Origin of the sequence: Curtobacterium luteum (genome assembly GCF_014646995.1) — a bacterium.
Lineage (GTDB): Bacteria > Actinomycetota > Actinomycetes > Actinomycetales > Microbacteriaceae > Curtobacterium > Curtobacterium luteum.
Genome location: NZ_BMOI01000006.1, coordinates 16,947 through 39,173, shown reverse-complemented (window position 1 = coordinate 39,173; position 22,227 = coordinate 16,947). Strand labels below are relative to the sequence as shown.

Here is a 22,227-nt window from a genome sequence, read left to right as displayed (position 1 = left end):
ACGGCCTGGCGCACCGCGCGACGGCGCAGCGTGCGAGGTCGTGCACACGGTGCGAGGGTGTGGCGCTGCCACCGTGCGTGGAACCTCGCACGCAGCGCTCAGGGGCGAGGCGTGCCCCCCGCCGACGCCCCCGCCGCCGCCACCGCCGACGCCACGTCCGCCTGCACCAGGTCCCCGTGGACCGCTGCCCCGACCGCCGTCCCCGCAGCAGCCGATGCGATCACGGTCGCCATCGGCGAGGACACGTTCCCCGCGGCGTAGACCCCGCGGACTGCCGTCTGCCCGACCTCGTCGACCGGCAACGCGCTCCCGTACCGGTGGTCGCCCATGAACTGGTCGGCGGCCTCGAGACCGAGACCGGTCAGGAACCCGACTCGGGCCTCCGGCGTGCTCGCCGCAGCCAGGGCATCGAGTCCGACGAGACCGCCCGCTGCGAGCGTCACGCCGGTCAGACGATCGCCGTCGGACACGACCGCGGTCACCCTGTCCCGCACGACGTCGATGCCGCGGGCCGACAAACCCGCCAGGGCGGTGTCATCGACGAGGGAGGGATCGGCCACGAACGCCGTCACGTCGTCGCTCAGGGCGCGGAACATCAGTGCGTGGTGCGCCCCGGTCGGCGTGGTCACGAGCACGCCGATCCGTCGGTCGCGGATCTCCCACCCGTGGCAGAACGGGCAGTGCACGACGCCCCGCCCCCACTGCTCGGCGAGCCCCGGGGCCTCCGGCAGGACGTCCACGGCGCCGGAGGCGACGACCAGCCTGCGGGCCGTGACGACCTCGCCGGAGTCGAGCGTGACCGAGAACCCGACCGGGTCGTCCGCGTCGCCCTCGGTGGCGGACGCAGCCACGATCCTCCCGGCAGTCACCTGGACGCCGTAGGCGGCGACCTCCTCGCGGCCGAGGTGGCCCAGCTCGGCGGGGGCGGCGCCCTCCCGCCCGAGGTAGTTGTGGATGCCCGCCGCCGGAGCGTTCCGCGGCTCGCCCGCGTCCACGACGAGGACGGAGCGCCGAGACCGGCCGAGGACGAGCGCGGCGGACAGGCCGGCGGCCGCGCCGCCGACGATGATGACGTCGAAGTGATCTCGCATGACGGCAGCTTGGGCGGGATCGCCCGTGATCAGCAAGCACGGTTGCCGGCATGGCAACATGGCGGCATGGCACACGACCGGGAGGCGCGGATCACCCCGAGCACGACGGCCGACGTCGTCGAGGCGGTCGGCCCACGACTCCGCGCGCTGCGCGGGCGCCGCGACGTCACGCTGGCGGCGCTCGCCGCGGAGACCGGCATCTCGGTGTCGACGCTCTCACGGCTCGAGTCCGGGCAGCGGAAGCCGACGCTCGAACTCCTCCTGCCGCTCGCGCGGGCCTACCAGGTGCCGCTCGACGACCTCGTCGGGGCGCCGCCGACGGGCGACCCGCGGGTGCACCTCAAGCCCGAGCGCCACGGCGACCGGATCGTCGTCCCACTGACCCGGCGGACCGGCGGGGTGCGATCCTTCAAGCAGCTCATCCCACCCGGACCGGCGAACACGGATCGGACGTTGCGGACCCACGAGGGCTACGAGTGGCTGTACGTGCTGTCCGGACGGCTCCGGCTGCTGCTCGGCGACCGTGACCTCGACCTCGGCCCGGGCGAGGTCGTCGAGTTCGACACGCACACGCCGCACTGGGTGGGAAACACGACGGACGAGGTCACCGAGGTGCTCTGCCTCTACGGGCCACAGGGGGAGCGGGCGCACGTCCGGTCGCGCCCGGTCCCACGGACAGCGGAGCGCTAGAACACGTGCGCGATGACGTCGTCGAGCAGCCCGGAGGTCGTCACGTTCGACTGCCGGATGTGGATCCCGACGTCGCCGCGGGTGTAGTACGTGTCGCCGTCGGTGACCGGGTACTGGCTGTTCTTCGAGACCTTCTGGCAGCGGTAGCCGTACCCGTCGAGTGTGCAGTCGTACCCTTGCAGGGCGCTCTCGAGGTGCGGGTACGCCTTCGCGGAGTCCACCGTGGCGACCCGGATCGACAGGTACGTGGTGTCCGCCCCAGGATCACGCCAGACGCAGTACAGGGACTTCCCGTCCGGCTGCAGCACCGGCGTCAGCGCGTCCTTCGGCACCTCGGCCGGGTCGCCGACGCTGCTCGGGTCGTTGAGGGGAGCTGACGCGAACGAGTCGTCCCACTTGCCCGCGGTGATGAGTCCGGTGCAGGAGTCGGGAAGGTTCCCCGCATCGTCGTCGACACCGGGAACGGGGGTGATCGTGGAGGTCGGGCGGGGCGTCGGCGAGGTCGTCGGCGACGGGGTGGCGGCGTCGGCGGTCGCGGTCGGCTGGCCTCCTGCGCTGGTCGTCGCCGTGGGCGAACCCGGTCCGGCCGGCCCCTGCTGCGCGCAGCCCGCCAGTGCGGTCGTCACGAGGAGCAGCACCCCGATCGCGACCGTGCTGTTCGTCCGGTGTCCCATGGCTCCCCCTGCCGTCGTCGTCGTCCCGACGGTAGCCCGCCGTGTGGGAGCGGGCGCCGGGGTCGCGGGAGTCGTCACCGGATCGTGTCCGGACGCGGCACCGCGGGTCCCGGCGGGGGTGGACGCCGGGATCCGGTGCCCTCGCTCGGTCAGCCTCGCCAGACGACGTGCGGGGCGAGCAACCGGTGCCCGCCCGAGGCCGGCAGGACCGACCGCCCGGACCCCATCAGGAGCTCCACCGCCGCTGCGGCCGCTGCGTCCAGGGGCTGCTCGACGCTCGAGATACCGACGGCCGCAGCGACCGGGGTGTCGTCGTACCCGACCACCGGCACCTCGGCGCCGAGCGCGAACCGGGCTCCGAGCGCGAGGGTGTCGGAGGCGCACACCACGGCGTCGAACACGGTCCCGCCCTGCAGGGCCGCGGCGACGACCGCGGTGGCGGCCGCGACGTCGTCCTCGCAGGCGAGGTCCACGGCGCCCGAGGCCGAGCCCGAGCCCGCGCCCGTGGCCCCGTCGGCGGCCGCGTCGGCGCCGCCGGCCGGGGGAGCGCCCAGTCCCGCGTCGGCGCTGCCGGCCGGGGGTGCGCCCAGTCCCGCGTCGGCGCTGCCGGCGGGGGGTGCGCCCAGTCCCGCGTCGGCGCTGCCGGCCGGGGGTGCGCCCAGTCCCGCGTCGCCGAGGGCGTCGCGCCACCCGAGTCGTCGTTCGTCGCCCTGGCCGGAGGGGCTCGGCCAGCCGAGGAACCCGATCCGCCGGTGACCCCGGGCAACGAGTCCGGCCGTGGCCTCACGGAGCCCGGCCCGCCCGTCGACGTCGACCCAGGGGTGCGGGGCGTCGTCCATGTCCGGCACGCCCCACGGTCGGCCGAAGGTGACGAACGGCACGTCACGCTCGCCGAGCCAGGCCGCGCGCGGGTCGCCGTGCGCGGTCGACGTGAGGACGAAGCCGTCGACGTCGGACCCCTCCACGAGCCGCTCCATGTGCGCCAGCTCGTCGTCGAGGTCGGTCGCCGTGAAGAGCAGGATGCGCATCCCGCGTTCGTCGGCGCGTTCCACGAGGGCGTGGAGGAAGCGGTCCAGGACCGCGCCGGAGATGCCGTGCACCGGCGGGAGCCGGACGCCGAGCGTGGAGCTCTGCCGTGTGCGGAGGCGCCTTGCCGAGGCGTGCGGCCGGTACCCGAGCTCGTCGATCGCGGCGCGGACCCGGGTGAGGGTCGCCGGCCGGACGATCTCGGGCCGGTTCAGCGCGTTCGACACGGTCTGCCGGGACACGCCCGCGGCGGCGGCGACGTCGGCGACGGTGGCTGGCTGGGACACGGGGTTCACGCTAGCGCGTCGAGGGTGTACCGTGGACGCGTTTGATCGATCAAATTTGAACGATCGAAGTCGACTCGACGAGGAGCCCTCCCTGATGCAACGACGCACAGCACGCAAGCTGACCGCGGGCGCGATCGCGCTGACCGCGGCCCTGACCCTCTCCGCCTGTGGCTCGGGCTTCTCGGGCTCCGGCGGATCCGGTGGATCCGGTGACGCCGGCAAGCTGACCTCGAGCGACAAGGACCTGACCGTCCTCATCGGCTCGTCCGGCGACGCGGAGACCGCCGCGGTGAAGAGCGCCGCCTCCGCCTGGTCGAAGTCGTCCGGCACCGGCGTCTCCGTGCAGGCCGCCAACAACCTCGACCAGCAGCTCGCGCAGGGCTTCGCGTCCGGCAAGCCGGCGGACGTCTTCTACGTGAGCACGTCGTCCCTCGCCGGGTACGCGTCGAACGGCTCGCTCCTGCCCTACGGCGACCAGCTGAAGGACACGGGGGACTTCTACCCGACCCTGACCAGGTCGTTCACCGTCGACGACCAGCTCTACTGCGCGCCGAAGGACTTCTCGACCCTCGCGCTCTTCATCAACACCGCCGACTGGAAGGCCGCCGGCCTCACGGACGCCGACGTCCCGAAGACCTGGGACCAGCTGGAGACCGTGTCCGAGAAGCTCACCCAGGACGGCCGGGTCGGACTCTCCACCAGCCCGCAGATCGAGCGCCTCGGTGCGTTCATGGCCCAGGCCGACGGTGGCCTGACGAACGCCGATCAGACGAAGGCCACCGTGGACTCCGCGGCGAACGTCGAGGCGCTCGACTACGTCAAGGGCCTGCTCGACCAGGGGTCGATGAAGTTCTCGAGCGACCTCGGCGAGAGCTGGGGCGGCGACGCCTTCGGGAAGGACAAGGCCGCGATGACCATCGAGGGCAACTGGCTCACCGGCGCGATGTCGTCCAGCTACCCCGACGTCGAGTACGAGGTCGTCCCGCTGCCCGAGGGCCCGAAGGGTGCCGGCACGCTCCAGTTCACCAACTGCTGGGGCATCGCGAAGGACTCGCCGAACCAGAAGGCGGCGCTGTCCTTCGTCGAGAAGATGACCAGCACCGACCAGCAGCTCGCGTTCGCCAAGGCCTTCGGCGTCATGCCCTCCGTGGAGTCCGCGGCCAGCACCTGGAAGCAGGAGTACCCGCAGTACGCGGCGTTCCTCGACCAGGCCGACGCGGCGCAGGGCCTGCCGAACGCGAGCGGCACGGCCGACGTCATCGCCGACTTCGACTCCAAGCTCGGCACGCTGCGGAGCACCGACGTGAAGACCCTGCTCGAGGGCGTGCAGAAGAACATGTCCGCCGCGTTGAGGGGCTGACGGACGTGTCCCGGAAGAACCGCGGCGAAGCCGTCTCCGGCTGGCTGTTCACCGCCCCGACCGTCATCGTCCTCGGCCTGTTCCTCCTCGTCCCTGTGCTCATGGCGGCCTGGGTGAGCGTGTCCGACTGGCGCGGGGTGGGCAGCCCGTTCTCCTCCGACGTGTCGTTCGTCGGCGGCCAGAACTACGCGAAGATCCTCGGCGGGGGCGGCCTCGACGAGCAGAACTTCGGGACCGCCCTGCGGAACAACCTCTGGTACGTCGTCTTCGTCGTGCCGCTGCAGACCGCCGTCGCGCTCGGTCTGGCCGTCCTCGTGAACGGTCGGGCCCTGCGCGGCCGCGGGTTCTTCCGGACCGCGTTCTACTTCCCGTCGGTGACGAGCTCCGTCGCCATCACGGTGCTCTGGCTGTTCCTGTTCTCGTCGACCGGCGCCGTGAACACGATCATCGGGTGGATCGGACTGCGGGGTCCGAACTGGTTCAACGAGCCGACCGGGATCTTCCAGCTCGGGGCCGGGAACCCGCCGGCGTTCCTCGCCGACCACACCCTGCTCGGCATCTCGTGGTGGGAGTGGCTGTCGGGGCCGTCGGTGGCGATGACGGCGTTCATCCTGCTCGCGGTGTTCACCACGAGCGGCACGTTCATGCTGCTCTTCATCGCGGCGCTGCAGAACCTGTCGCACGACGTCGACGAGGCGGCGATGATCGACGGCGCCGGTGCGTGGACGCGGTTCTGGCGGGTGACGCTGCCGCAGCTGCGCCCGACCCTGTTCACCGTGCTCACCCTCGGGCTGATCGGCACGTGGCAGGTGTTCGACCAGATCTACACGGGCACGCGGGGCGCGCCGGCGAACACCACCATCACCCCGGCGTACCTGTCGTACTCCACGGCGTTCGGCAGTCAGCAGTGGGGCGTGGGCGCGGCGATCGCGTTCGTGCTCTTCGGCATCATCGTCGTCTTCGCGCTGCTGCAGCGCTGGGCGCTCCGGGAACGACCGGTGTCGCGTCGTCGCATGCGCTGGATCGAGAAGGGATCGGTCCGGTGACCGCCACCTCCACCCGGCCTGGAGGCGCGGTGCCCGACCTCCGCGCCGCCACCGTCACGCAGGCGCCCGGCCCGGGCCGGCGGCCGCGGCGGCTCACCGTCCGCGGGATCGCCTTCCTCGTCGTCGGCGCGCTGATCGCCGCCGTCTACCTGCTGCCGTTCTACGTCGCGATCGTCAACGCCTTCAAGACCGACCAGGACGCGTCGCTGCACCCGCTGGCGCTCCCCACGACCTGGACGGGCGCGGCGTTCCGCACCCTGTTCGAAAACTCCGACTTCGGGATCTGGACGATGAACTCGATCATCGTCGCGGTGTTCGTGACGCTCGGGCGGATCTTCTTCGACTCGCTCGCCGGGTACGCGCTGGCCCGCCTGCGCTTCCCCGGACGTCAGACGGTGTTCGCGCTGATCATCGCGGTGATGGCCGTGCCCGGGGTCGTCCTGCTCATCCCGAAGTTCCTCGTGATCAACCAGCTCGGCATGTACGACTCGTACTCGGGCATGATCGTCCCGCTGCTCGTCGACGCCGCCGGTGTGTTCATCATGAAGAACTTCTTCGAGTCGATCCCGGCGAGCGTCGAGGAACAGGCCCGCATCGACGGCGCCGGGGTGTTCCGCACGTTCTGGTCGATCGTGCTGCCGATGGCCCGGCCGGCCGTCGTCACCATCACGATCCTGTCGTTCCAGGGCTCGTGGAACGAGCTCGCGCACTTCATCGTCTCGACGTCGTCGCCGAACCTGACGACCCTGACCAAGGGCGTCGCGTCGCTCGCCTCCGGAGCGCTCAGCGCCGGCAACCAGTACCCGATCAAGCTCGCCGCCGCGTTCGTCATGACGATCCCGGTCGCGGTCGCGTTCTTCGTCTTCCAGAAGCGCATCATGAACTCCAGCGAAGGGGCGGTCAAGGAATGACCACCACGACCACCAGCACACCCACCACGAAGGCCGAGGCCCCCGCGATGCCCCTGCAACCGCTGCTGCACGACGAGGTCGTCGTCCTCGCCGCGCCCACGCAGGCGTGGTCCGACCGGCACGGCTCGGTCGGCACCAACCCGGTCCACGGCTACTGGACCGGTGACCAACGGGTCGTGTCCACGGTCGGCGTCAGCGTCTCCGGGTCGGACGTCGAGCCCGTGTCCGTCGCTCCGGCGTCGGCCCGCGAGGTCGTGTTCTCGGCGCTCCTGCGCGGACTCGACGCGCCGGGCGCCGACCCCGACGTCCGACTCGACCGTCGCCGCACCGTCCGCACCGACGGCGTGCGCGAGACCCTCCGCATCGAGGACCGCACCGCTTCCGCGGAGCCGGAGCCGGGGCCTGGCGGCCGCACGCTCGAGGTGGTGGTCCGCATCACGCCGGACGCGAGCGGCATGGACGCGGTCAAGGCGGGGGGCGCCCCTGCGCCCGTGCCGGCCGTGCTCGCACCGGGAGCCGACACGGACGGGGTGCGCCGCGCCTCCTGGACGGCCGGCTCGGTGGACGTGACACTCGACGCCCCCGGGGCCGACGTCGCGCTCGACGACGGCGACGTCGTCCTCACCTGGCGCGTCCCGCGCGCCCGGGTCACCGAACTCGGCTGGGACTGCGCGGTCGTCGCGCCCGACGCCGTGGTCGGCGGCGCGACCACGCCCGCGACCTTCGCCGCACCCGAGGGCGTCGCCGACGACCGGCTCCGGCGCTGGCTGGTCCGGGCGACCGACGACCTCGACGCGCTGCGGATGACCCGGCCGGAGGGCGAGTTCCTCGCCGCCGGGGCCCCGTGGTTCTTCACGCTCTTCGGGCGCGACTCGATCTGGGCGGCACGGTTCCTCCTGTCGGTCGACACGTCCATCGCTGCCGGGACGCTCCGCGTGCTCGCGGCACTGCAGGGGACCCGGAGCGATCCGGCGACCGCCGAGCAACCGGGCAAGGTGATGCACGAGCTGCGGCAGGCGAGCCTCCCCGTCGACAACGACGAGATCTCGCTGCCACCGCTCTACTACGGCACCGTGGACGCGACCGCGCTCTGGGTCTGCCTGCTCCACGACGCGTGGCGCGCCGGACTGCCCGACGCCGAGGTCGAGGACCTGCTCCCGACGCTCGAGCTGGCCCTGGCGTGGATGCGCGACCACGGCGACGACGACGGCGACGGGCTCCTCGAGTACGTCGACGAGTCCGGCAGGGGCCTGGCGAACCAGGGGTGGAAGGACTCCGGCGACAGCGTGCAGTGGCGCGACGGCACCCTGGCGGAGGGGCCGATCGCCCTCTGCGAGGTGCAGGGGTACGCGCACGAGGCCGCCGTCCACGGTGCCGACCTGCTCGACGCCTTCGGACGACCCGGCGGCGACGACTGGCGTGCCTGGGCGGCGCGGCTCGCCGAGCGCTTCCGCGCGACCTTCTGGGTGCGGGACGCGATCGGCCCGTACCCGGCGATCGCGCTCGACGCCCGGAAGCGGCCGGTCGACTCCGCCACGAGCAACATCGGCCACCTGCTCGGCACCGGCCTGCTCACCGCGGAGGAGGAGGCCGTCGTGGCCGCCCGCGTCGTCGCGCCCGACATGGCGAGCGGGTTCGGCCTGCGGACCCTGTCGACCACCGCGTCGGGCTACTGGCCCCTGAGCTACCACGGCGGCTCCGTGTGGGCGCACGACACCGCGGTGGTCGTGAGCGGCCTGACGCGGACGGGGCACACGGCCGAGGCCCGGACGCTCGCCGAGCAACTCCTCGCCGCCGCGGTGGCGTTCGACTTCCGCATGCCCGAGCTGCACGCCGGGGACGACGCGCACGACGTCTCGCGACCGGCGCCCTACCCGGCGGCGTGCCGACCGCAGGCCTGGAGTGCGGCGGCCGCCTTCCCGGTGTGGGTCGCGCTGCGCTGACGCACGCAGGGGACGGACGGGAGGCCCGTGGCGACGCCGCCACGGGCCTCCAGTCCGTCCCGGGGTGCGCTGGTGCACCCGCCGACGGCGGGTACGGTCGGACCATGACCGAGCCCGCGGACGACCTGGCCGACGCCCTCCGGGAGTCGGTCGGACGGCTCGTCCGGGCGACCCGCGGGCACGCCGACAGCCTCCCGCCGGCCCATTCCGCGACGTTGGGGCTGCTCGACCGTGAGGGCCCGCGCACGATCGCCGCGCTCGCCCGGCGACGCGGCGTGAAGCACCAGGGGCAGTCGCGCACGGTGGCCGAGCTCACGGCGCGCGGGATGGTCGAGCGCGAGACGTCGGGCGACGACCGGCGCGTCTCGGTGATCCGGATCACGACGGCCGGCGAGGCCGCGATCCGCGAGGACCGCCGGGCTCGTGCGGACTGGCTCGCCTCGGCGATCGACAGTGAGCTCGACGACGACGACCGGGCCCTGCTCGAACGGGTCCCGGCACTCCTCCACCGCCTCGCCGACCACGGATGATGTCTACAACAGTGTTGTATACTTGCTCGCATGGAGCTCACGAAGTACAACCACGCCACGGTCGTCCTCGGGCAGGACGGCACCACGCTCGTCATCGACCCGGGCACCTTCACGCCCGAGTCCGCCGACCTGCTGCGCTCCGCGGTCGGCGTGCTGATCACGCACGAGCACTTCGACCACTTCGACGTCGAAGCCGTGCGCTCCGGCCTCGAGGCGAACCCGGCGCTCGTCGTCCGTGCGCCGCAGGCCGTCGTCGACCAGCTCGGGACGCACGACGGACGTGTCACGGCGGTGCAGGCCGGGGATGCGTTCGAGGTCGGGCCGTTCCCGGTGCGCGTCTTCGGCGAGGAGCACGCCGTCATCCACCAGGACATCCCCACGATCGCGAACGTCGGCTACCTCGTCGCCGACCGTGTCTTCCACCCCGGCGACGCCTACCTGGTGCCCGGCGTCCCGGTGCCCCTCCTGCTCCTGCCCACCAGCGGTCCGTGGACCCACACGGCCGAGGCGGTCGACTACGTCCGCGCGGTCGCGCCGGAGCGGGCGGTCCAGATCCACGAGGCGATGCTGAGCGACCTCGGCCAGCAGTCGGCCGCCCGGTTCCTCGGGTCGGACGGTCTCGGTCCGGTGCCCGTGACGATCCTGCCCGCGGGCGAGTCGATCACCGTCTGACCGCACGAGGCGGCCTGGGAAGGGGCACGCCCGACGCGGAGGACCATCGAGTGATGGCCGACGCACCCAGGACTGCAGTCCTCTTCGACATCGACGGCACGCTCGTCGACTCCGACTACGCCCACATCGACGCCTGGTCACGGGCCTTCGCGGCGGCGGGCGAGTCGGTCGACGCCTGGCGGATCCACCGCTCGATCGGGATGGACTCGGCGAAGCTCCTCGGAGCGCTGCTCCCCGACGCCTCGGAGGGTACCCGGACGACCGCGCAGCAGTACCACTCGGCCTACTACTCGGAGCACCAGCCGCGGCTCCGGCTCCTCCCCGGCGCCCGGGAGCTCCTCGCCGCGGTCGCCGACGCCGGGCACGCCGTGGTCCTGGCCACGAGTGCGCCCGAGCCCGAACTCGTCCGACTCCGCGAGCTCCTCGACGCCGAGCAGTGGCTCACGGCGGTGACGAGTTCGGAGGACGTCGAGCAGGCCAAGCCGGACCCGGGCATCATCCAGGTCGCGCTCGACCGGGCCGGGGTCGACGCGGGCGAGGCGGTCATGGTCGGCGACGCGGTGTGGGACGTCGAGTCCGCCGGTCGGGTCGGGGTGACGAGCATCGGCGTGATGACCGGCGGCGTCGGCGGTGACGAGCTCCGCGAGGCCGGCGCTGCGGCGGTGCACGACGACGCGGCCGCGGTCCTCGCGGCGTTCCGGGCGGGGGAGGGGCCGATCGCGGCGTTGCGCTGACGGTGGACGCAGCCGGTGACAGCGGCTGCCTTGGCCTCTGTGGTGTCGGCAGCGGGCACAGCGTCGCCGACACCCCTGCCCTCGCCCGTACCGGCGGCCGGTGCCACGAGCGCCCAGGCAACAGCCACCCTCATCGCGGCGATCATCGCCGGTGCCGCCGCACTCACCGCCGCAGTCATCGGACTGATCAACGCGTCACGGAGCCTTACCCAGATCCGACGCGAGCAATGGCGGCAGCAGTTCCAGTGGGCGATCGAGAAGGCGCTCAGCCACGATGTCGACGAGTCGAACGTCGACCTCGCCGTTCTCACGAAACTTGTTCAGCAGCCAGAGGCCCACGAGGAAGATAATGAGATCGCGCTAGTGGTTGCCGACCTCGTCACAGATCGGACCACGCAGCCGTGCTGATGGAGGTGGCGAACATGGTCATGGAAGCAGCCCCGCGTCCGCACTTGTTGTTCGGCGGCGACGTCCGCGAGGAGAAGTCCCGACAACTGGCAGCCGAACTCCGCCAGACCGTGCTCCGCAATCTGGGCCGGGCCGTCGATCCTGAATCGAGCAGGCGCTCCATCCGACCAGGGAGGAAGAACTCATGAGCGACACCTCCGCCGAACACTCCCGAGCACTCGCCGACCAACTCCGCGAGACCGCTCTCAAGAATCTCGGCCGAAGCGGCCCCCACCGTTCGGCTATCTCCGGACGCTTCATCACGCCCGGGTATGCGTCGCGGAACCCCGCGACCACGACCACCGAGATGGCGGGCGGCTCGTCGACGACGTCCCGCAGCACGGAACGGCTCAGCCGGAAGTCGCGGAAGCCCTGACCTACTGCAGTGCTGGTGAAGCGTCCCGGACAGCACAAACCGCCGATCGGCATTGTCGGCTGCTACACCCTCGATGCCGAGCGAAGCGCTGCGCTGAGAGTGCATTAAGACCGAACCGGTACTACCGACTCTGATCTGGGCTTTTCCTCCCGACCCCCGTTTGGGTGACACGATTCAAGGCGTGCGCTGCTCTTACGCTGCGAGAACGAACAGCAACTTGTGCAGTTCGTTCATAGAGGGGGTCTCGTGCAACCAGTTCTGCACGCTCCGCGGGTGAGGAAGCGCAGCCTGGCTGCTGCGGTCCTCGGCGCGCTCGCACTTGTCGGCTCTTTGCTGGTGGCCGCGCCGCCAGCTCAGGCGTTGAACGACACCGGGACGGGTGGTGTGTTCGTCCCCGCGACGGGCCGCATCCTCGACACGCAGGCCGGCACGGGCGGGTACAACACCCCGATGCCGGCCGGAACGTACCGCACCATCAAGGTCGCAGGACTGTTCGGGTTGCCTGACGATGGTTCGGTCGGTGCCGTGTCGCTGAACGCCACAGTAGGCGCCTCGAGCGGCGCCGGCACCTTGTTCGGTCGCCCTGACGCGGACACGGGTCGCACAACGATGCTGATCTACAGCGGGGTCAAGGGCGAATTCACCTCCAACACCGCCACCCTCGCAGTTGGTGCGGACGGCACGATCCAGGTGATGGCGGAGACGAACGCTCGCCTGATCTTGGACGTGCAGGGCTACTACACGGCGAACACGGATGGCACCGCCGCCGGCGGATTCGTACCCGTCGCGAAGCGCATCGTCGACACCCGGTCCGGCCTCGGGGCTGCGAAAGCAACGATCGCGCCCGGGAAGAGCATCGACGTGCAGATCACCGGCGCGAACGGGATCCCGGCCGGTGCGTCCGGCGTCGTGGTGAACCTCATCGCGATCAACACCACCGACAGTGACGGCTACCTCACCCCGTATGCCACCGGCAGCACGAAGCCACAGAACGCGCTGCACTACGCCCCGTCCGTCACCACCTCGATGCAGGCACAGGTGCCGGTCTCCTCGGGTGGGAAGATCACGATCGCGAACGGCTCATCGACCGCGAACCTCGTGATCGACCTGCAGGGCTACTTCACCGCAGCCGGCACCAACGGGGCCGTCTTCACCCCCTCCTACGGGCGGGCATACGATTCCCGGGCATCCGGGAACACGGCACTAGCGAAGAGCGAGACACGGCTGATCCAGATCGCCGGCCAGGCCGGCGTCCCCATCATGGGATCCGGCATCACCGCGGTCACGCTGACGCTCATCGTCTCCCACGCAGGCAGCGCCGGCTGCGCGCAGGTCTACGCCGATGGAACGTCGAACCCGGGGACCACCGCGATCAACTTCCAAGCCGACGACATCCGCACCAACACGATCACCGTCCCGCTCGGCGCGAACGGGAAGATCGCGCTTCGCAACGTCGCCGACGCTTCGAACTACATTGTGGATGTGCAGGGCTGGTACACCAATCCACAAGCGCCGACGATCACTTGTCCGAGCCCATACGCTGCTGGTAGCTGGGCGACGACGGTGCCGTCGGCTGACATCACGTGCACCGTGATCACGCCCGCGGAGTCGAGCAGCAACCAGCAGCTCACGGTCAATCTGGACGGAGATCTCGACAGCCTCAACGACCTTTCCGAGACCGCCAGCACGTCGACCTCGGTGACGGTACCTGCGCAGGGTGGGGCGCACACTATTGCGGTAGAGGTTGACGACGCCCGCGGCACCACTATCGCAACGAACGCGTACTCGTTTGGTCTCGGCGACTGGTTCTCGAAGACGCTGACTCCTACTCCCGCCGACGGAGCGGAGGCAGACACAGCCGGATCCCTCTCGGTCGCTCCCGCGAACGACAATTTCGGCACAGACGCTCAGTTCGACTACGTCATCACGAATGGCACAGCTACGAATGATCCGGTGGCCGACAGCGGCTGGGTCACGGGTGCGTTCCAGATCCCGGCAACCGTAATGACGGCTGGGACCACCTACTACTGGACCGTGACGGTACGCGGCACCAGCGGAGGCTCCACGACAGTCAAAACCGAGACGTCGCCAACATGGTCGTTCATCGCGAGCACAGCACCGACCGCTGCGATCTCCTGCCCCGCTCCGTATACAGACGGCAGCTGGCAACGAGACGCCCTCACCTCACCGGTGACGTGCACAGTAACAGCGCCCTCGGCGTACACGACCGCGGCGAAGCTGTCCGTCGCACTCGATGGCAATATCACCGATACTCAATCGCTCAGCAGCCAAGGTTCAACGAGCACATCTGTGACGATCCCAGCAGGGGCCGCGGCGCACTCGATTACCGCCACAACATCAATTGATGCAACCGGCGCCAGCACTGACTCCACATCCGATTTTGGTTCCGGGCTATGGAGCAACGCCAACTACGTGCCATCAATCACAGGCGGAGCCAACAGCAACGACAGCGCCCCGGTGCTTTACACGAACACGGACGGCGCTCCCTTCACGAGCAGCGTGGTGCTGCAGTATACCGTGAGCGCAAATCAGGACGGATCAGGCGTTATTGCGCAGTCTGACTGGTCCGCTCAACCGCTTGCAGTCCCAGACGGAACTTTGATCAACGGCCAGACCTACTACTGGCATGCAGAAGCCAAGGGAAAACTCAACGACGGGTCAGGTGACGCAGACACCATTTCTCCTACCTGGTCATTCGTTGCAACCGCCGATCCGACGTTGTCTGCATCCACCCAGGCGTCCACGACGACACAGTCGTCTTCCGTGCAAGCATCCGCGACTTCAAGCTGTCCGTCGTGGCTATTCATCGGGGTACGCGGAACGAACGAGCCGGCTGGCTCTGGCAAGTCCCGAGGGGGTTATGGTTGGACTTCTGGGGGTTTGGGCGAGATGGAACAAGTTGCAAAGAAGCTCAAAAGGGACCAAAATGCCACAATTGAATCGCTCAAATACCCTGCCTCATGGGCGGGTGTCGTCGGGCCGGCATATTGGAATAGCGTAGCCGCAGGACAAGCGAATCTCGTTGCTGAGGTTAATGCAGTAGCGAAGAGTTGCTCGTCCACAAAGATATGGCTTGGTGGCCATTCCCAAGGAGCTCATGTCGTCGAGAACACCATAGCCAGCGGAAAATTCTCGCGAACCGCCAAAATTAACTTCCGCGGTGCTGTGCTTGCAGGCAATCCGACTTACGATAATTCCGATAAAATTGATGCGCCGGGTAACGGTACTGATAACGGTCCCCTGCATGCTTGGCATCACAATATCAACTACTACACTGCGGTTAACAATAAGGGAAAGAGAGTTACCCAGGCTCGCTCCCGGTGCTTCCGTAACGACATATTCTGCCAGAAGTGGGGAATGTCCTTGCCGGTACACAATTCGTACAAGAATGAACCAACTCCCACTAACGAGGAGAAATGGCTGAGGCAGTTCGCATGAGTAAATCGACCAGCGGCAATCGAGAGCGATCGGGTTCGACTAGTGACCTGGTCACGATCTGGGTTACCTTTTTTGTGAGCTTGCTCGCGGCCGTGGTAGGCGCAGGTGTTGTGTTCGACAATAATCTGACTGTCTATGCGGCTTGTGGAGAGAAATCAAGCGCACTCTGTTCCGGTGTTGGCTGGTACGGGAGCATGGCTATATCTCTTGCTATCGGATTCGGTGTCGTCGTAGCAGGGCTCGTTCTTGGCATACTTCGACATCGCACCGGCCGCCGGGGTGCGTGGTTTTCCCTAGGCGCATTTGTCGGGGTGATTCTTGTCACGCTCCTAGCGATTGTATTCCTCAGGGTGACGGTCCCTTGAACGCCAGCCCACCAGGGTGCTGACCGGCGATTCACCCGCTGAACGAACGCGGGGAGACCGACCGTCACCGGTCCGGCAGTGACTCGAAGCACCGCCGGAGCGGGGACCGTGAGTCGCGCCAGCTGACGCGGAGCGGGGGCGGGCACCCTTGGTGCCCGCCCCGCTCCGTGTCTGCATAGTGTCGCGGTGCTCGGCGCGGCGCTTCTCATCGCGCTTGTCGGGGTCGTAACCGGCGCCCTCGAGGAGTCGACGCTCGCTCTCACGATCACAGTCGGCGATCCGCCAACTGCCTAGCAACTCGCGCCGATAATATAGATTATGCCAGCTTTGATGTGCGGCTCGGTGGCATTCGCCGACCGCTGCGCTGCCCCGTGGCGACAAGCGTTACCCCAATGTCGCCGGAAACGATGCTGACTATGAGGGACGCGCCACCGAACGCGTGGCCCCCACCCCCGACACGGGTGCGGGAGCCACGCGTCATGCATCGATCGGATTGCAGTACAGAGGAGATATGCGGCCAAGAGAATGACGGGCAACTTCCGCTAACTCGAGGTCAACCCGAATGATTCTCTGCAAGGAACCGTCCCTGGCTAGAGGTAGCTAAGCCCTGCGCGACGCCATGATGCGAATGATGGTCGCTGCTAAACCTGAAACAACCCCTACCCCACCGGCACCTAGGGCAAGGATGGCAAGAATACCAATCCCGATATTGGCGCCCCCCTCTGTGTCCCCATAGTTGACGACCAAAAAGAACGCCGCCAACCCTATATATCCAACTGCGAGCAGGGCGACACATACACCAAAGAGGCGCTTTGAGATTTGCTTCAATTTTAGTTCTTTCCGTTGTGCAACCGCAGGAGCGCACCACCTAAGATGCAAAACGCGGCCGCTATGAGTAATGTGTATGCAACGCTGATGTCAGCCCCGCTGGAAGCATCGATTAGAGCCACAACGATTTTGACGACTGTCCAAGCAAAGAACGCAAGGCCAATGCCGAGGAGCAAGCCGCCGAAAAGCGTCTTTGTCCTCGACCGGCGTACCCCAGGGGGCGACAGCGACTGACGGCGGTCGCCGTACGGCGGGGTAGACCTTTGTCCGCTCAGACCGTCTTCAAATTCGTCAACCATGCCACTCAACATCTCCTACATCTACGGTCAGCGCTCTACCTCGGGTCACCCTTGCCCTTGTAGAACACGCGCCCAGCCGCTCGAAGTCCTGCATAGTAGCTTGCTGCGATTGAGATGCATCCAGCTCTTTTCGCAGCGTTGACAAGGCCGCTGTTACGCGGATAGACCGTCCAGCAGACCGCTTGGAGACCTGCAGCGAAGGCTAGGTCGCAATTGAGTGGCCTGCGCCTGGCCCGTCAGCCGTTATCGTCGTCGCGAGGTTCTGCGGGCTCCGGTGATAGAACCTCCACTAGTCCGTTGAGGCCGTACCAGCGCACCTCACCCGTGCTGAAGGTCACCTCTCCGACGAGGCGAGAACTGAGCTGCCAGTCGGAAAGGTCAGGCTCATTGTTTCCCGGTGCAGGCTTGTATCCCCATACCCTGCGCTCTGCACGCCGGACATCCGGGGCGGGGTACGGCGGGGGCATCGGATCGTCCCCGCTGACGGCGCGCAGCGATCGCCGCACATACTCGCTGTAGTTCAGCAGGTCGCTATAGTCGCGTCGCCGGTCATCATCGGACCGCTCGGGCTGCGTCGAGGTGTTGAATCGGACCAGCCAAGTGAGCGCATCCCAACGGTCTCTCACCGGCTCAGGTAGGGCATGCGAGTAGCTGGCACCTGATTCAAGTAGGGCGGACTCTCGACGGTCGCGATCACGGTGAACATCGTCAGTCGCGCGCACTCGTACGAAGTGAGCAAGAGCGTCGAGGCGGCCTTCAGCAGAAGTTAGACAGCTCGCGAGAGCCGCAATCAACCGATCGGCAACAACTGACTGTCGACGCTCGTCTTCCACTCGCTCAGCCTCACGGCGCTCGGCTGCTGCCATTGCGGTTTCGTGCTTCAGGACCTTGCCCGTCTGCCAGGCACTCCCTCCAGCGGATAGCAGGCCACCAAGGAGTGCGCCCAGGAGCGCCGCCAGCATCTCGGTCATGACGTGAAATCTAGTTGCCGGTGGCTCCCGTGTGCAGTACGCCTCGGAATGCTTCGGCTACGCGGCGCTCTGCATCTTTGGATCAACTGACGAGGACCTCCATGCTCGCGACGCTAGTAGAGCTGCAACCGGTCAGGAGCACAGTCCTCCGCGGGGGCCTGCAGCGTGCCATTCCTTGCGGTGAGCCTCGAGCAAGCACCCTCGCAGTCACTCAGAACTGATGAGACGCGAAGCTTGACAGGTCCGCCGATAATGTCTCTTAAGTCAGATGGACGATTGTGCGCTTCCCAGCGCGGCTGGGGACGGCCGCTCTTGCCGCCGGGCTGCGTCGACCCGGTCGATGCCTCCGTCTTCGACGTCGATCGCGACGAGGAGGACGACGTGTTGCTGCTCGACTTCGACGGCCAGGGCTTGATCGCACCGGTTGCAAGCTCGCCCGCGGCGATGCCGAGACCGCCGGCGACCGCCGCGCCAGCGGCTCCGCCGCCGGCAAGGGCGACCATCCTGGCGATGAAGCGCATGAGCGCCGGCAGCGCGACGAGGGCGATGATCATCAGCGCCAGGCCGGTCATGACCAACCAGATCCCGCCGTCTTCCTTCAAGAAGATGTCCGTGCCGATGAGCTTGAACGCTGCGGCGTAGATCAGCGCGGCGGCGGGCTTGTAGAGGATGAACGTGACCAACCAGCCGAGGGAGCGGCGGAACCACTGCTCGCCGCTGGGAATGCTCGTGAACGACGCTGTCAGCGGCAGAACGCCCGGCAGGAGAACGAGCACCGCCGATCGAACGACCATGAGGGCGATCTGCACGAACGTCATCAGGATCGCGATCAGCGCCAGGATCAGGACGCCGAGCGTTCCGATGGGCGACTGCGCCGTGAGGCCGATGAGACCGGCGAGGTTCGTGCCGAAGCAGGACGACGTGCCCGTGTCTGCGGCGACGCTGCAGTCCGTGGCGGCGTTGATCACACCGACCGAGAGGGCGTCGCTCGCGCCGACGGCGAGCTGGATGACTGTCCGCTGCGTCGTCGTGCTGCCGCGTCGGCGTGCCAGGATCGTTCTTCGTGATCACGATCGAACGCGTCGCCTGGGACGACCCCCGCGGAGTGGCCCTCCGCGCCACGATGGACGAGGAGATGCACGAGCGCTACGGCTCGGCGAACGCGATGGAGGACCCCGCCGTCACCGCCGAGCGCGACCGCGTGCTCACCGTCGACCCGGCGGACGTCATCACCTCGGTGCTCGCGATCGACGACGACGGCACCCCGCTCGGGCACATCGCCGTGCGGCGCCTCGGGGACGAGGTCGAGCTGAAGCGCCTGATCGTGCTGTCGGCTGCCCGGGGGAAGGGTGCGGCGACGGCGTTGCTGGCCGAGGGGGAGGAGGTCGCGCGCGAGCAGGGGGCTGCGCGGGTGATCCTGCAGACCGGCGACAAGCAGCCCGAGGCCGTTGCGCTGTACCGGAAGACCGGCTGGGAGCAGATCCCGGTGTACGCGCCCTACGCGGAGACCATGCCGTGGTCGTTCTGCTTCGCGAAGGCGCTGCCGTCGTCTTCTTGATTGCACTCTCAGACCGATAGTGCAATTCTGGTGCGGTGAGCACCACCGAACGCACCCGCGCGCTGCGCCGACGCATGATCGTCGAGGCGCGCCGGGCGACGATCGAGCACGGGCTGCACGGCTTCACCATCGAGCAGCTGTGCGAGCGGGTCGGGGTGTCCCGTCGGACGTTCTTCAACCACTTCGCGTCGAAGGACGATGCCGTGCTCGGGATCGAGCAGGGCGCGTCGGAGGAGATGTTCCGTGCCTTCGCCGCCCGGACGCTCGTGCCCGAGGAGACCGACCCGCTTGGATCGGTCGTCGCGCTCGCGATCGAGCAGATGCACGTCGTCGGACTCGACCGTGCGGACGAAGCCCTCGTCCGTCGGGTGTTCGACCGCGAGCCCGCGATGGTCCCGAAGTTCCTCGACGTCGTCGACATGCAGCTCGCCGCCGTCGCCCGCGCCGTGCGCGAGCGCTTCGGCTGGCACGACCCCGCCGACCGCCGCGCACAGCTCGTGGCGGAGACCGCGGGGGCGCTGCTCAAGGTCACCGCCGGCACCTACTTCGACGACGCCTACGACGAGGCGACCGACCCGCCGTTCGAGGCGTTGCTCACCGACAACCTCCGCCAGCTCAGGGCGGCCCTCACCACCACCGGACAGGACCCCACCGCATGACCGCCACCGCGCAGGGCGCCCGACGCGCCCGCCCCGGCTCCGACGGGCCGCTGCTGCTCACCCAGCGGCGCATCTGGATCATCTTCTCGGCGCTCATCGCCGGGATGCTGCTGTCCAGCCTCGACCAGACCATCGTCTCGACCGCGATGCCCACCATCGTCGGCGAGCTCGGCGGCGTCGCGCACCAGGCGTGGCTGACCACCGGGTACCTGCTCGCCTCGACCATCGTCATGCCCGTCTACGGCAAGTTCGGCGACGTCCTCGGGCGACGGAACCTGTTCCTCGTCGCGATCGCGCTGTTCACCATCGCGTCCGCCGGGTGCGCGTTCGCCGGTGACTTCACGCAGCTCGTGGTGTTCCGTGCCGTGCAGGGACTCGGTGGTGGCGGCCTGATGATCCTGTCGCAGGCGATCATCGCGGACATCGTGCCCGCCTCGCAGCGCGGCAAGTACCTCGGCCCGCTCGGCGCGATCTTCGGGCTCTCCGCGATCGGCGGACCGCTGCTCGGCGGCTTCTTCGTCGACCACCTCACCTGGAACTGGGCGTTCTACATCAACATCCCGGTCGGCATCGCGGCGTTCTTCGTGGCCTGGTTCGCACTCACGCTCCCGACCAAGAAGGCGACGAAGCGGATCGACGTCCTCGGCGTGCTGCTGATGTCGGCAGCCACGACGTGCCTCGTCTTCTTCTCGGAGTTCGGCGGGAGCAAGGACCACGGCTGGGACGCCCTCGAGACCTGGGCGTGGTTCGCCGGCCTCGTCGTCGCGGCCGCGCTGCTGGTGCTCGTCGAGTCGCGCGCCCAGGACCCGGTGCTCCCGCTCGCGTTCTTCCGCAACCGCACGTTCCTCCTCGCGACGGGCATCGGGCTCGTCCTCGGCATCGGCATGTTCGCGGCGATCGGCTTCGTCCCGACGTTCCTCCAGATGGCCTCGGGCACCTCGGCGGCGGTCTCCGGGCTGCTGATGCTGCCGATGATGGTCGGGCTCATCGGGACCTCGATCGTCTCCGGCATCCTGATCACGAAGACGGGCCGCTACCGGATGTTCCCGATCGTGGGGACCGTCCTCGTCGCGATGGCGATGCTCGCGATGACCCAGCTCGCGGCGGACACCCCGATCTGGCTGATCTGCGCGTACCTGTTCGTGTTCGGCGCCGGCCTGGGGTTGATCATGCAGGTGGTCGTGCTCGTCGCGCAGAACGCCGTGCCCGCGGACCAGGTCGGGACCGCGACCTCGACCAACAACTACTTCCGCGAGGTCGGGGCCTCCCTCGGCACGGCCGTCTTCGGCGCGCTGTTCACCGCGCGGCTCACCACGGCCCTGACGGACGTGTTCCGGGGTGCCGGGGGATCGGCGACGGACGCGGCGTCGTCGGCGGGGAGCATCGACCCGGCGACCGTGGCGAAGCTGCCGGCGGCCGTGCAGGACGGCATCGTGAACGCCTACGCCGACTCGCTCGCGCCGGTGTTCTGGTACCTCCTGCCGTTCATCGGCGTCGCGTTCCTGCTCGCACTGTTCCTGCCGCAGATCACCCTGTCCGACACGGCCGGCATGGTCGCCCGCGGCGAGGCCGTCGGCGGTGCGGAGGCCGAGCAGCTCGAGCGAGCGCAGCGCGGCGGCGCCGCCGCCGCGCCCGCGGCCGCGGCCGCCGACGGCGCGGGCGACGGCGTGGGTCGAGACTCGGCCTGAGCGACAGGACTCGCGCGATCGGGCGCGAGCCTTGTCGCCCTGCGCGAGTCTCGGACCCGCCGGCCACCGGACGGGAGGCGCGGGACCAGCCGGCACCGTGCCTCCCGTCCGCCACGTGGACCGGTCCCGAGATTCGCGGTGGGCGACGGTTCTCGTGCGGATCGGCGCGAGTCCTGTCGCTCTGCGCGAGTCTCGGACCCGCCGGCCACCGGACGGGAGGCGCGGGACCAGCCGGCACCGTGCCTCCCGTCCGTCACGTGGACCGGTCCCGAGACTCGGCCTGAGCGACGGGACTCGCGCGGATCGGCGCGAGTCCTGTCGGCCTGCGCGAGTCTCGGACGCGCCAACCACCGCACGGGAGGCGCGGGACCAGCCGGCACCGTGCCTCCCGTCCGTCACGTGGACCGGTCCCGAGCCTCGCGGTGTGCGACGGTTCTCGCGCGGATCGGCGCGAGCCTTGTCGCCGTGCGCGAGTCTCGGACCCGCTGGCCATCGGACGGGAGGCGCGGGACCGGCCGGCACCGTGCCTCCCGTCCGTCTCGTGGACCGGTCCCGAGACTCGTGGTGGGCGACGGTTCTCGTGCGGATCGGCGCGAGTCCTGTCGCCCAGCGC

General features: G+C 69.0%; 19 protein-coding genes. 14 read left to right on the top strand and 5 right to left on the bottom strand.

All coding sequences use genetic code 11. The features are described from left to right. Positions 1 to 98 precede the first annotated feature (98 nt). Positions 99 to 1,091, bottom strand: coding sequence for an NAD(P)/FAD-dependent oxidoreductase (locus tag IEY20_RS08130; protein ID WP_175327876.1), 993 nt, complete (start codon positions 1,089 to 1,091; stop codon positions 99 to 101). Between the two features lie 66 nt (positions 1,092 to 1,157). Here IEY20_RS08130 and IEY20_RS08125 point away from each other — a divergent pair, with 66 nt between their 5' ends. After that, positions 1,158 to 1,781: a cupin domain-containing protein gene (locus IEY20_RS08125; protein ID WP_022902851.1), complete on the top strand. Its 624-nt coding sequence runs from the start codon at positions 1,158 to 1,160 to the stop codon at positions 1,779 to 1,781. On the opposite strand, the gene IEY20_RS08120 is transcribed toward IEY20_RS08125, so the two are convergent. After that, positions 1,778 to 2,455, bottom strand: coding sequence for a hypothetical protein (locus IEY20_RS08120; RefSeq protein WP_175327875.1), 678 nt, complete (start codon positions 2,453 to 2,455; stop codon positions 1,778 to 1,780). The genes IEY20_RS08125 and IEY20_RS08120 overlap by 4 nt on opposite strands. Positions 2,456 to 2,604: 149 nt before the next feature. Continuing rightward, a complete protein-coding gene (locus tag IEY20_RS08115) occupies positions 2,605 to 3,768 on the bottom strand; it encodes a LacI family DNA-binding transcriptional regulator (RefSeq protein ID WP_188889041.1) in 1,164 nt (387 codons plus the stop codon). 94 nt (positions 3,769 to 3,862) lie between these two features. Here IEY20_RS08115 and IEY20_RS08110 point away from each other — a divergent pair, with 94 nt between their 5' ends. The 10 genes from IEY20_RS08110 (at position 3,863) to IEY20_RS08065 (ending at position 15,246) form a co-directional block, all read left to right on the top strand. Continuing rightward, positions 3,863 to 5,128, top strand: coding sequence for a sugar ABC transporter substrate-binding protein (locus IEY20_RS08110; RefSeq protein ID WP_175327792.1), 1,266 nt, complete (start codon positions 3,863 to 3,865; stop codon positions 5,126 to 5,128). Between the two features lie 5 nt (positions 5,129 to 5,133). Further along, positions 5,134 to 6,174, top strand: coding sequence for a carbohydrate ABC transporter permease (locus tag IEY20_RS08105; protein WP_022902847.1), 1,041 nt, complete (start codon positions 5,134 to 5,136; stop codon positions 6,172 to 6,174). 29 nt (positions 6,175 to 6,203) lie between these two features. After that, positions 6,204 to 7,085, top strand: a complete 882-nt coding sequence (locus tag IEY20_RS08100; protein ID WP_175327795.1) for a carbohydrate ABC transporter permease — start codon at positions 6,204 to 6,206, stop codon at positions 7,083 to 7,085. Beyond that, a complete protein-coding gene (locus tag IEY20_RS08095) occupies positions 7,082 to 9,028 on the top strand; it encodes an amylo-alpha-1,6-glucosidase (RefSeq protein WP_175327791.1) in 1,947 nt (648 codons plus the stop codon). The genes IEY20_RS08100 and IEY20_RS08095 overlap by 4 nt, the downstream gene beginning before the upstream one ends. Positions 9,029 to 9,132: 104 nt before the next feature. Then, a complete protein-coding gene (locus IEY20_RS08090; protein ID WP_022902845.1) occupies positions 9,133 to 9,558 on the top strand; it encodes a MarR family winged helix-turn-helix transcriptional regulator in 426 nt (141 codons plus the stop codon). Between the two features lie 30 nt (positions 9,559 to 9,588). After that, a complete protein-coding gene (locus IEY20_RS08085) occupies positions 9,589 to 10,230 on the top strand; it encodes an MBL fold metallo-hydrolase (protein WP_175327790.1) in 642 nt (213 codons plus the stop codon). A gap of 53 nt (positions 10,231 to 10,283) precedes the next feature. After that, positions 10,284 to 10,964 carry an HAD family hydrolase gene (locus IEY20_RS08080; RefSeq protein WP_175327789.1) on the top strand — a complete coding sequence of 227 codons (681 nt, stop codon included), beginning with the start codon at positions 10,284 to 10,286 and terminating at the stop codon, positions 10,962 to 10,964. Positions 10,965 to 10,979: 15 nt separating this feature from the next. Then, entirely contained in the window at positions 10,980 to 11,372 is a 393-nt protein-coding gene (locus IEY20_RS08075) for a hypothetical protein (protein ID WP_175327788.1), read from the top strand. A 184-nt stretch (positions 11,373 to 11,556) separates the two neighbouring features. Then, positions 11,557 to 11,787, top strand: coding sequence for a hypothetical protein (locus IEY20_RS08070; RefSeq protein ID WP_175327787.1), 231 nt, complete (start codon positions 11,557 to 11,559; stop codon positions 11,785 to 11,787). A 273-nt stretch (positions 11,788 to 12,060) separates the two neighbouring features. Further along, entirely contained in the window at positions 12,061 to 15,246 is a 3,186-nt protein-coding gene (locus tag IEY20_RS08065) for a cutinase family protein (RefSeq protein WP_188889038.1), read from the top strand. A gap of 1,728 nt (positions 15,247 to 16,974) precedes the next feature. Here IEY20_RS08065 and IEY20_RS08060 read toward each other — a convergent pair. Further along, on the bottom strand, positions 16,975 to 17,709 hold the full coding sequence (locus tag IEY20_RS08060) for a hypothetical protein (protein WP_175327785.1): 735 nt from the start codon (positions 17,707 to 17,709) through the stop codon (positions 16,975 to 16,977). Between the two features lie 113 nt (positions 17,710 to 17,822). Then, on the bottom strand, positions 17,823 to 18,677 hold the full coding sequence (locus IEY20_RS08055; RefSeq protein WP_175327784.1) for a TrbL/VirB6 family protein: 855 nt from the start codon (positions 18,675 to 18,677) through the stop codon (positions 17,823 to 17,825). A gap of 95 nt (positions 18,678 to 18,772) precedes the next feature. On the opposite strand from IEY20_RS08055, the gene IEY20_RS08050 reads away from it, so the two are divergent. Genes IEY20_RS08050 through IEY20_RS08040 form a run of 3 tightly spaced genes read left to right on the top strand, consistent with a single transcriptional unit; the run spans position 18,773 to position 21,614 of the window. Continuing rightward, positions 18,773 to 19,267, top strand: a complete 495-nt coding sequence (locus tag IEY20_RS08050; RefSeq protein WP_022902842.1) for a GNAT family N-acetyltransferase — start codon at positions 18,773 to 18,775, stop codon at positions 19,265 to 19,267. Positions 19,268 to 19,302: 35 nt separating this feature from the next. Continuing rightward, positions 19,303 to 19,926, top strand: a complete 624-nt coding sequence (locus tag IEY20_RS08045) for a TetR/AcrR family transcriptional regulator (RefSeq protein ID WP_229727952.1) — start codon at positions 19,303 to 19,305, stop codon at positions 19,924 to 19,926. Next, a complete protein-coding gene (locus tag IEY20_RS08040) occupies positions 19,923 to 21,614 on the top strand; it encodes an MDR family MFS transporter (protein ID WP_175327783.1) in 1,692 nt (563 codons plus the stop codon). The genes IEY20_RS08045 and IEY20_RS08040 overlap by 4 nt, the downstream gene beginning before the upstream one ends. Positions 21,615 to 22,227 lie beyond the last annotated feature (613 nt).

Coding starts and splice junctions, on each gene's coding strand:
- IEY20_RS08130 (WP_175327876.1), bottom strand. CDS start 1,091: ATGCGAGATCACTTCGACGTCATCATCGTCGGCGGCGCGGCCGCCGGC.
- IEY20_RS08125 (WP_022902851.1), top strand. CDS start 1,158: ATGGCACACGACCGGGAGGCGCGGATCACCCCGAGCACGACGGCCGAC.
- IEY20_RS08120 (WP_175327875.1), bottom strand. CDS start 2,455: ATGGGACACCGGACGAACAGCACGGTCGCGATCGGGGTGCTGCTCCTC.
- IEY20_RS08110 (WP_175327792.1), top strand. CDS start 3,863: ATGCAACGACGCACAGCACGCAAGCTGACCGCGGGCGCGATCGCGCTG.
- IEY20_RS08095 (WP_175327791.1), top strand. CDS start 7,082: ATGACCACCACGACCACCAGCACACCCACCACGAAGGCCGAGGCCCCC.
- IEY20_RS08090 (WP_022902845.1), top strand. CDS start 9,133: ATGACCGAGCCCGCGGACGACCTGGCCGACGCCCTCCGGGAGTCGGTC.
- IEY20_RS08085 (WP_175327790.1), top strand. CDS start 9,589: ATGGAGCTCACGAAGTACAACCACGCCACGGTCGTCCTCGGGCAGGAC.
- IEY20_RS08080 (WP_175327789.1), top strand. CDS start 10,284: ATGGCCGACGCACCCAGGACTGCAGTCCTCTTCGACATCGACGGCACG.
- IEY20_RS08070 (WP_175327787.1), top strand. CDS start 11,557: ATGAGCGACACCTCCGCCGAACACTCCCGAGCACTCGCCGACCAACTC.
- IEY20_RS08060 (WP_175327785.1), bottom strand. CDS start 17,709: ATGACCGAGATGCTGGCGGCGCTCCTGGGCGCACTCCTTGGTGGCCTG.
- IEY20_RS08040 (WP_175327783.1), top strand. CDS start 19,923: ATGACCGCCACCGCGCAGGGCGCCCGACGCGCCCGCCCCGGCTCCGAC.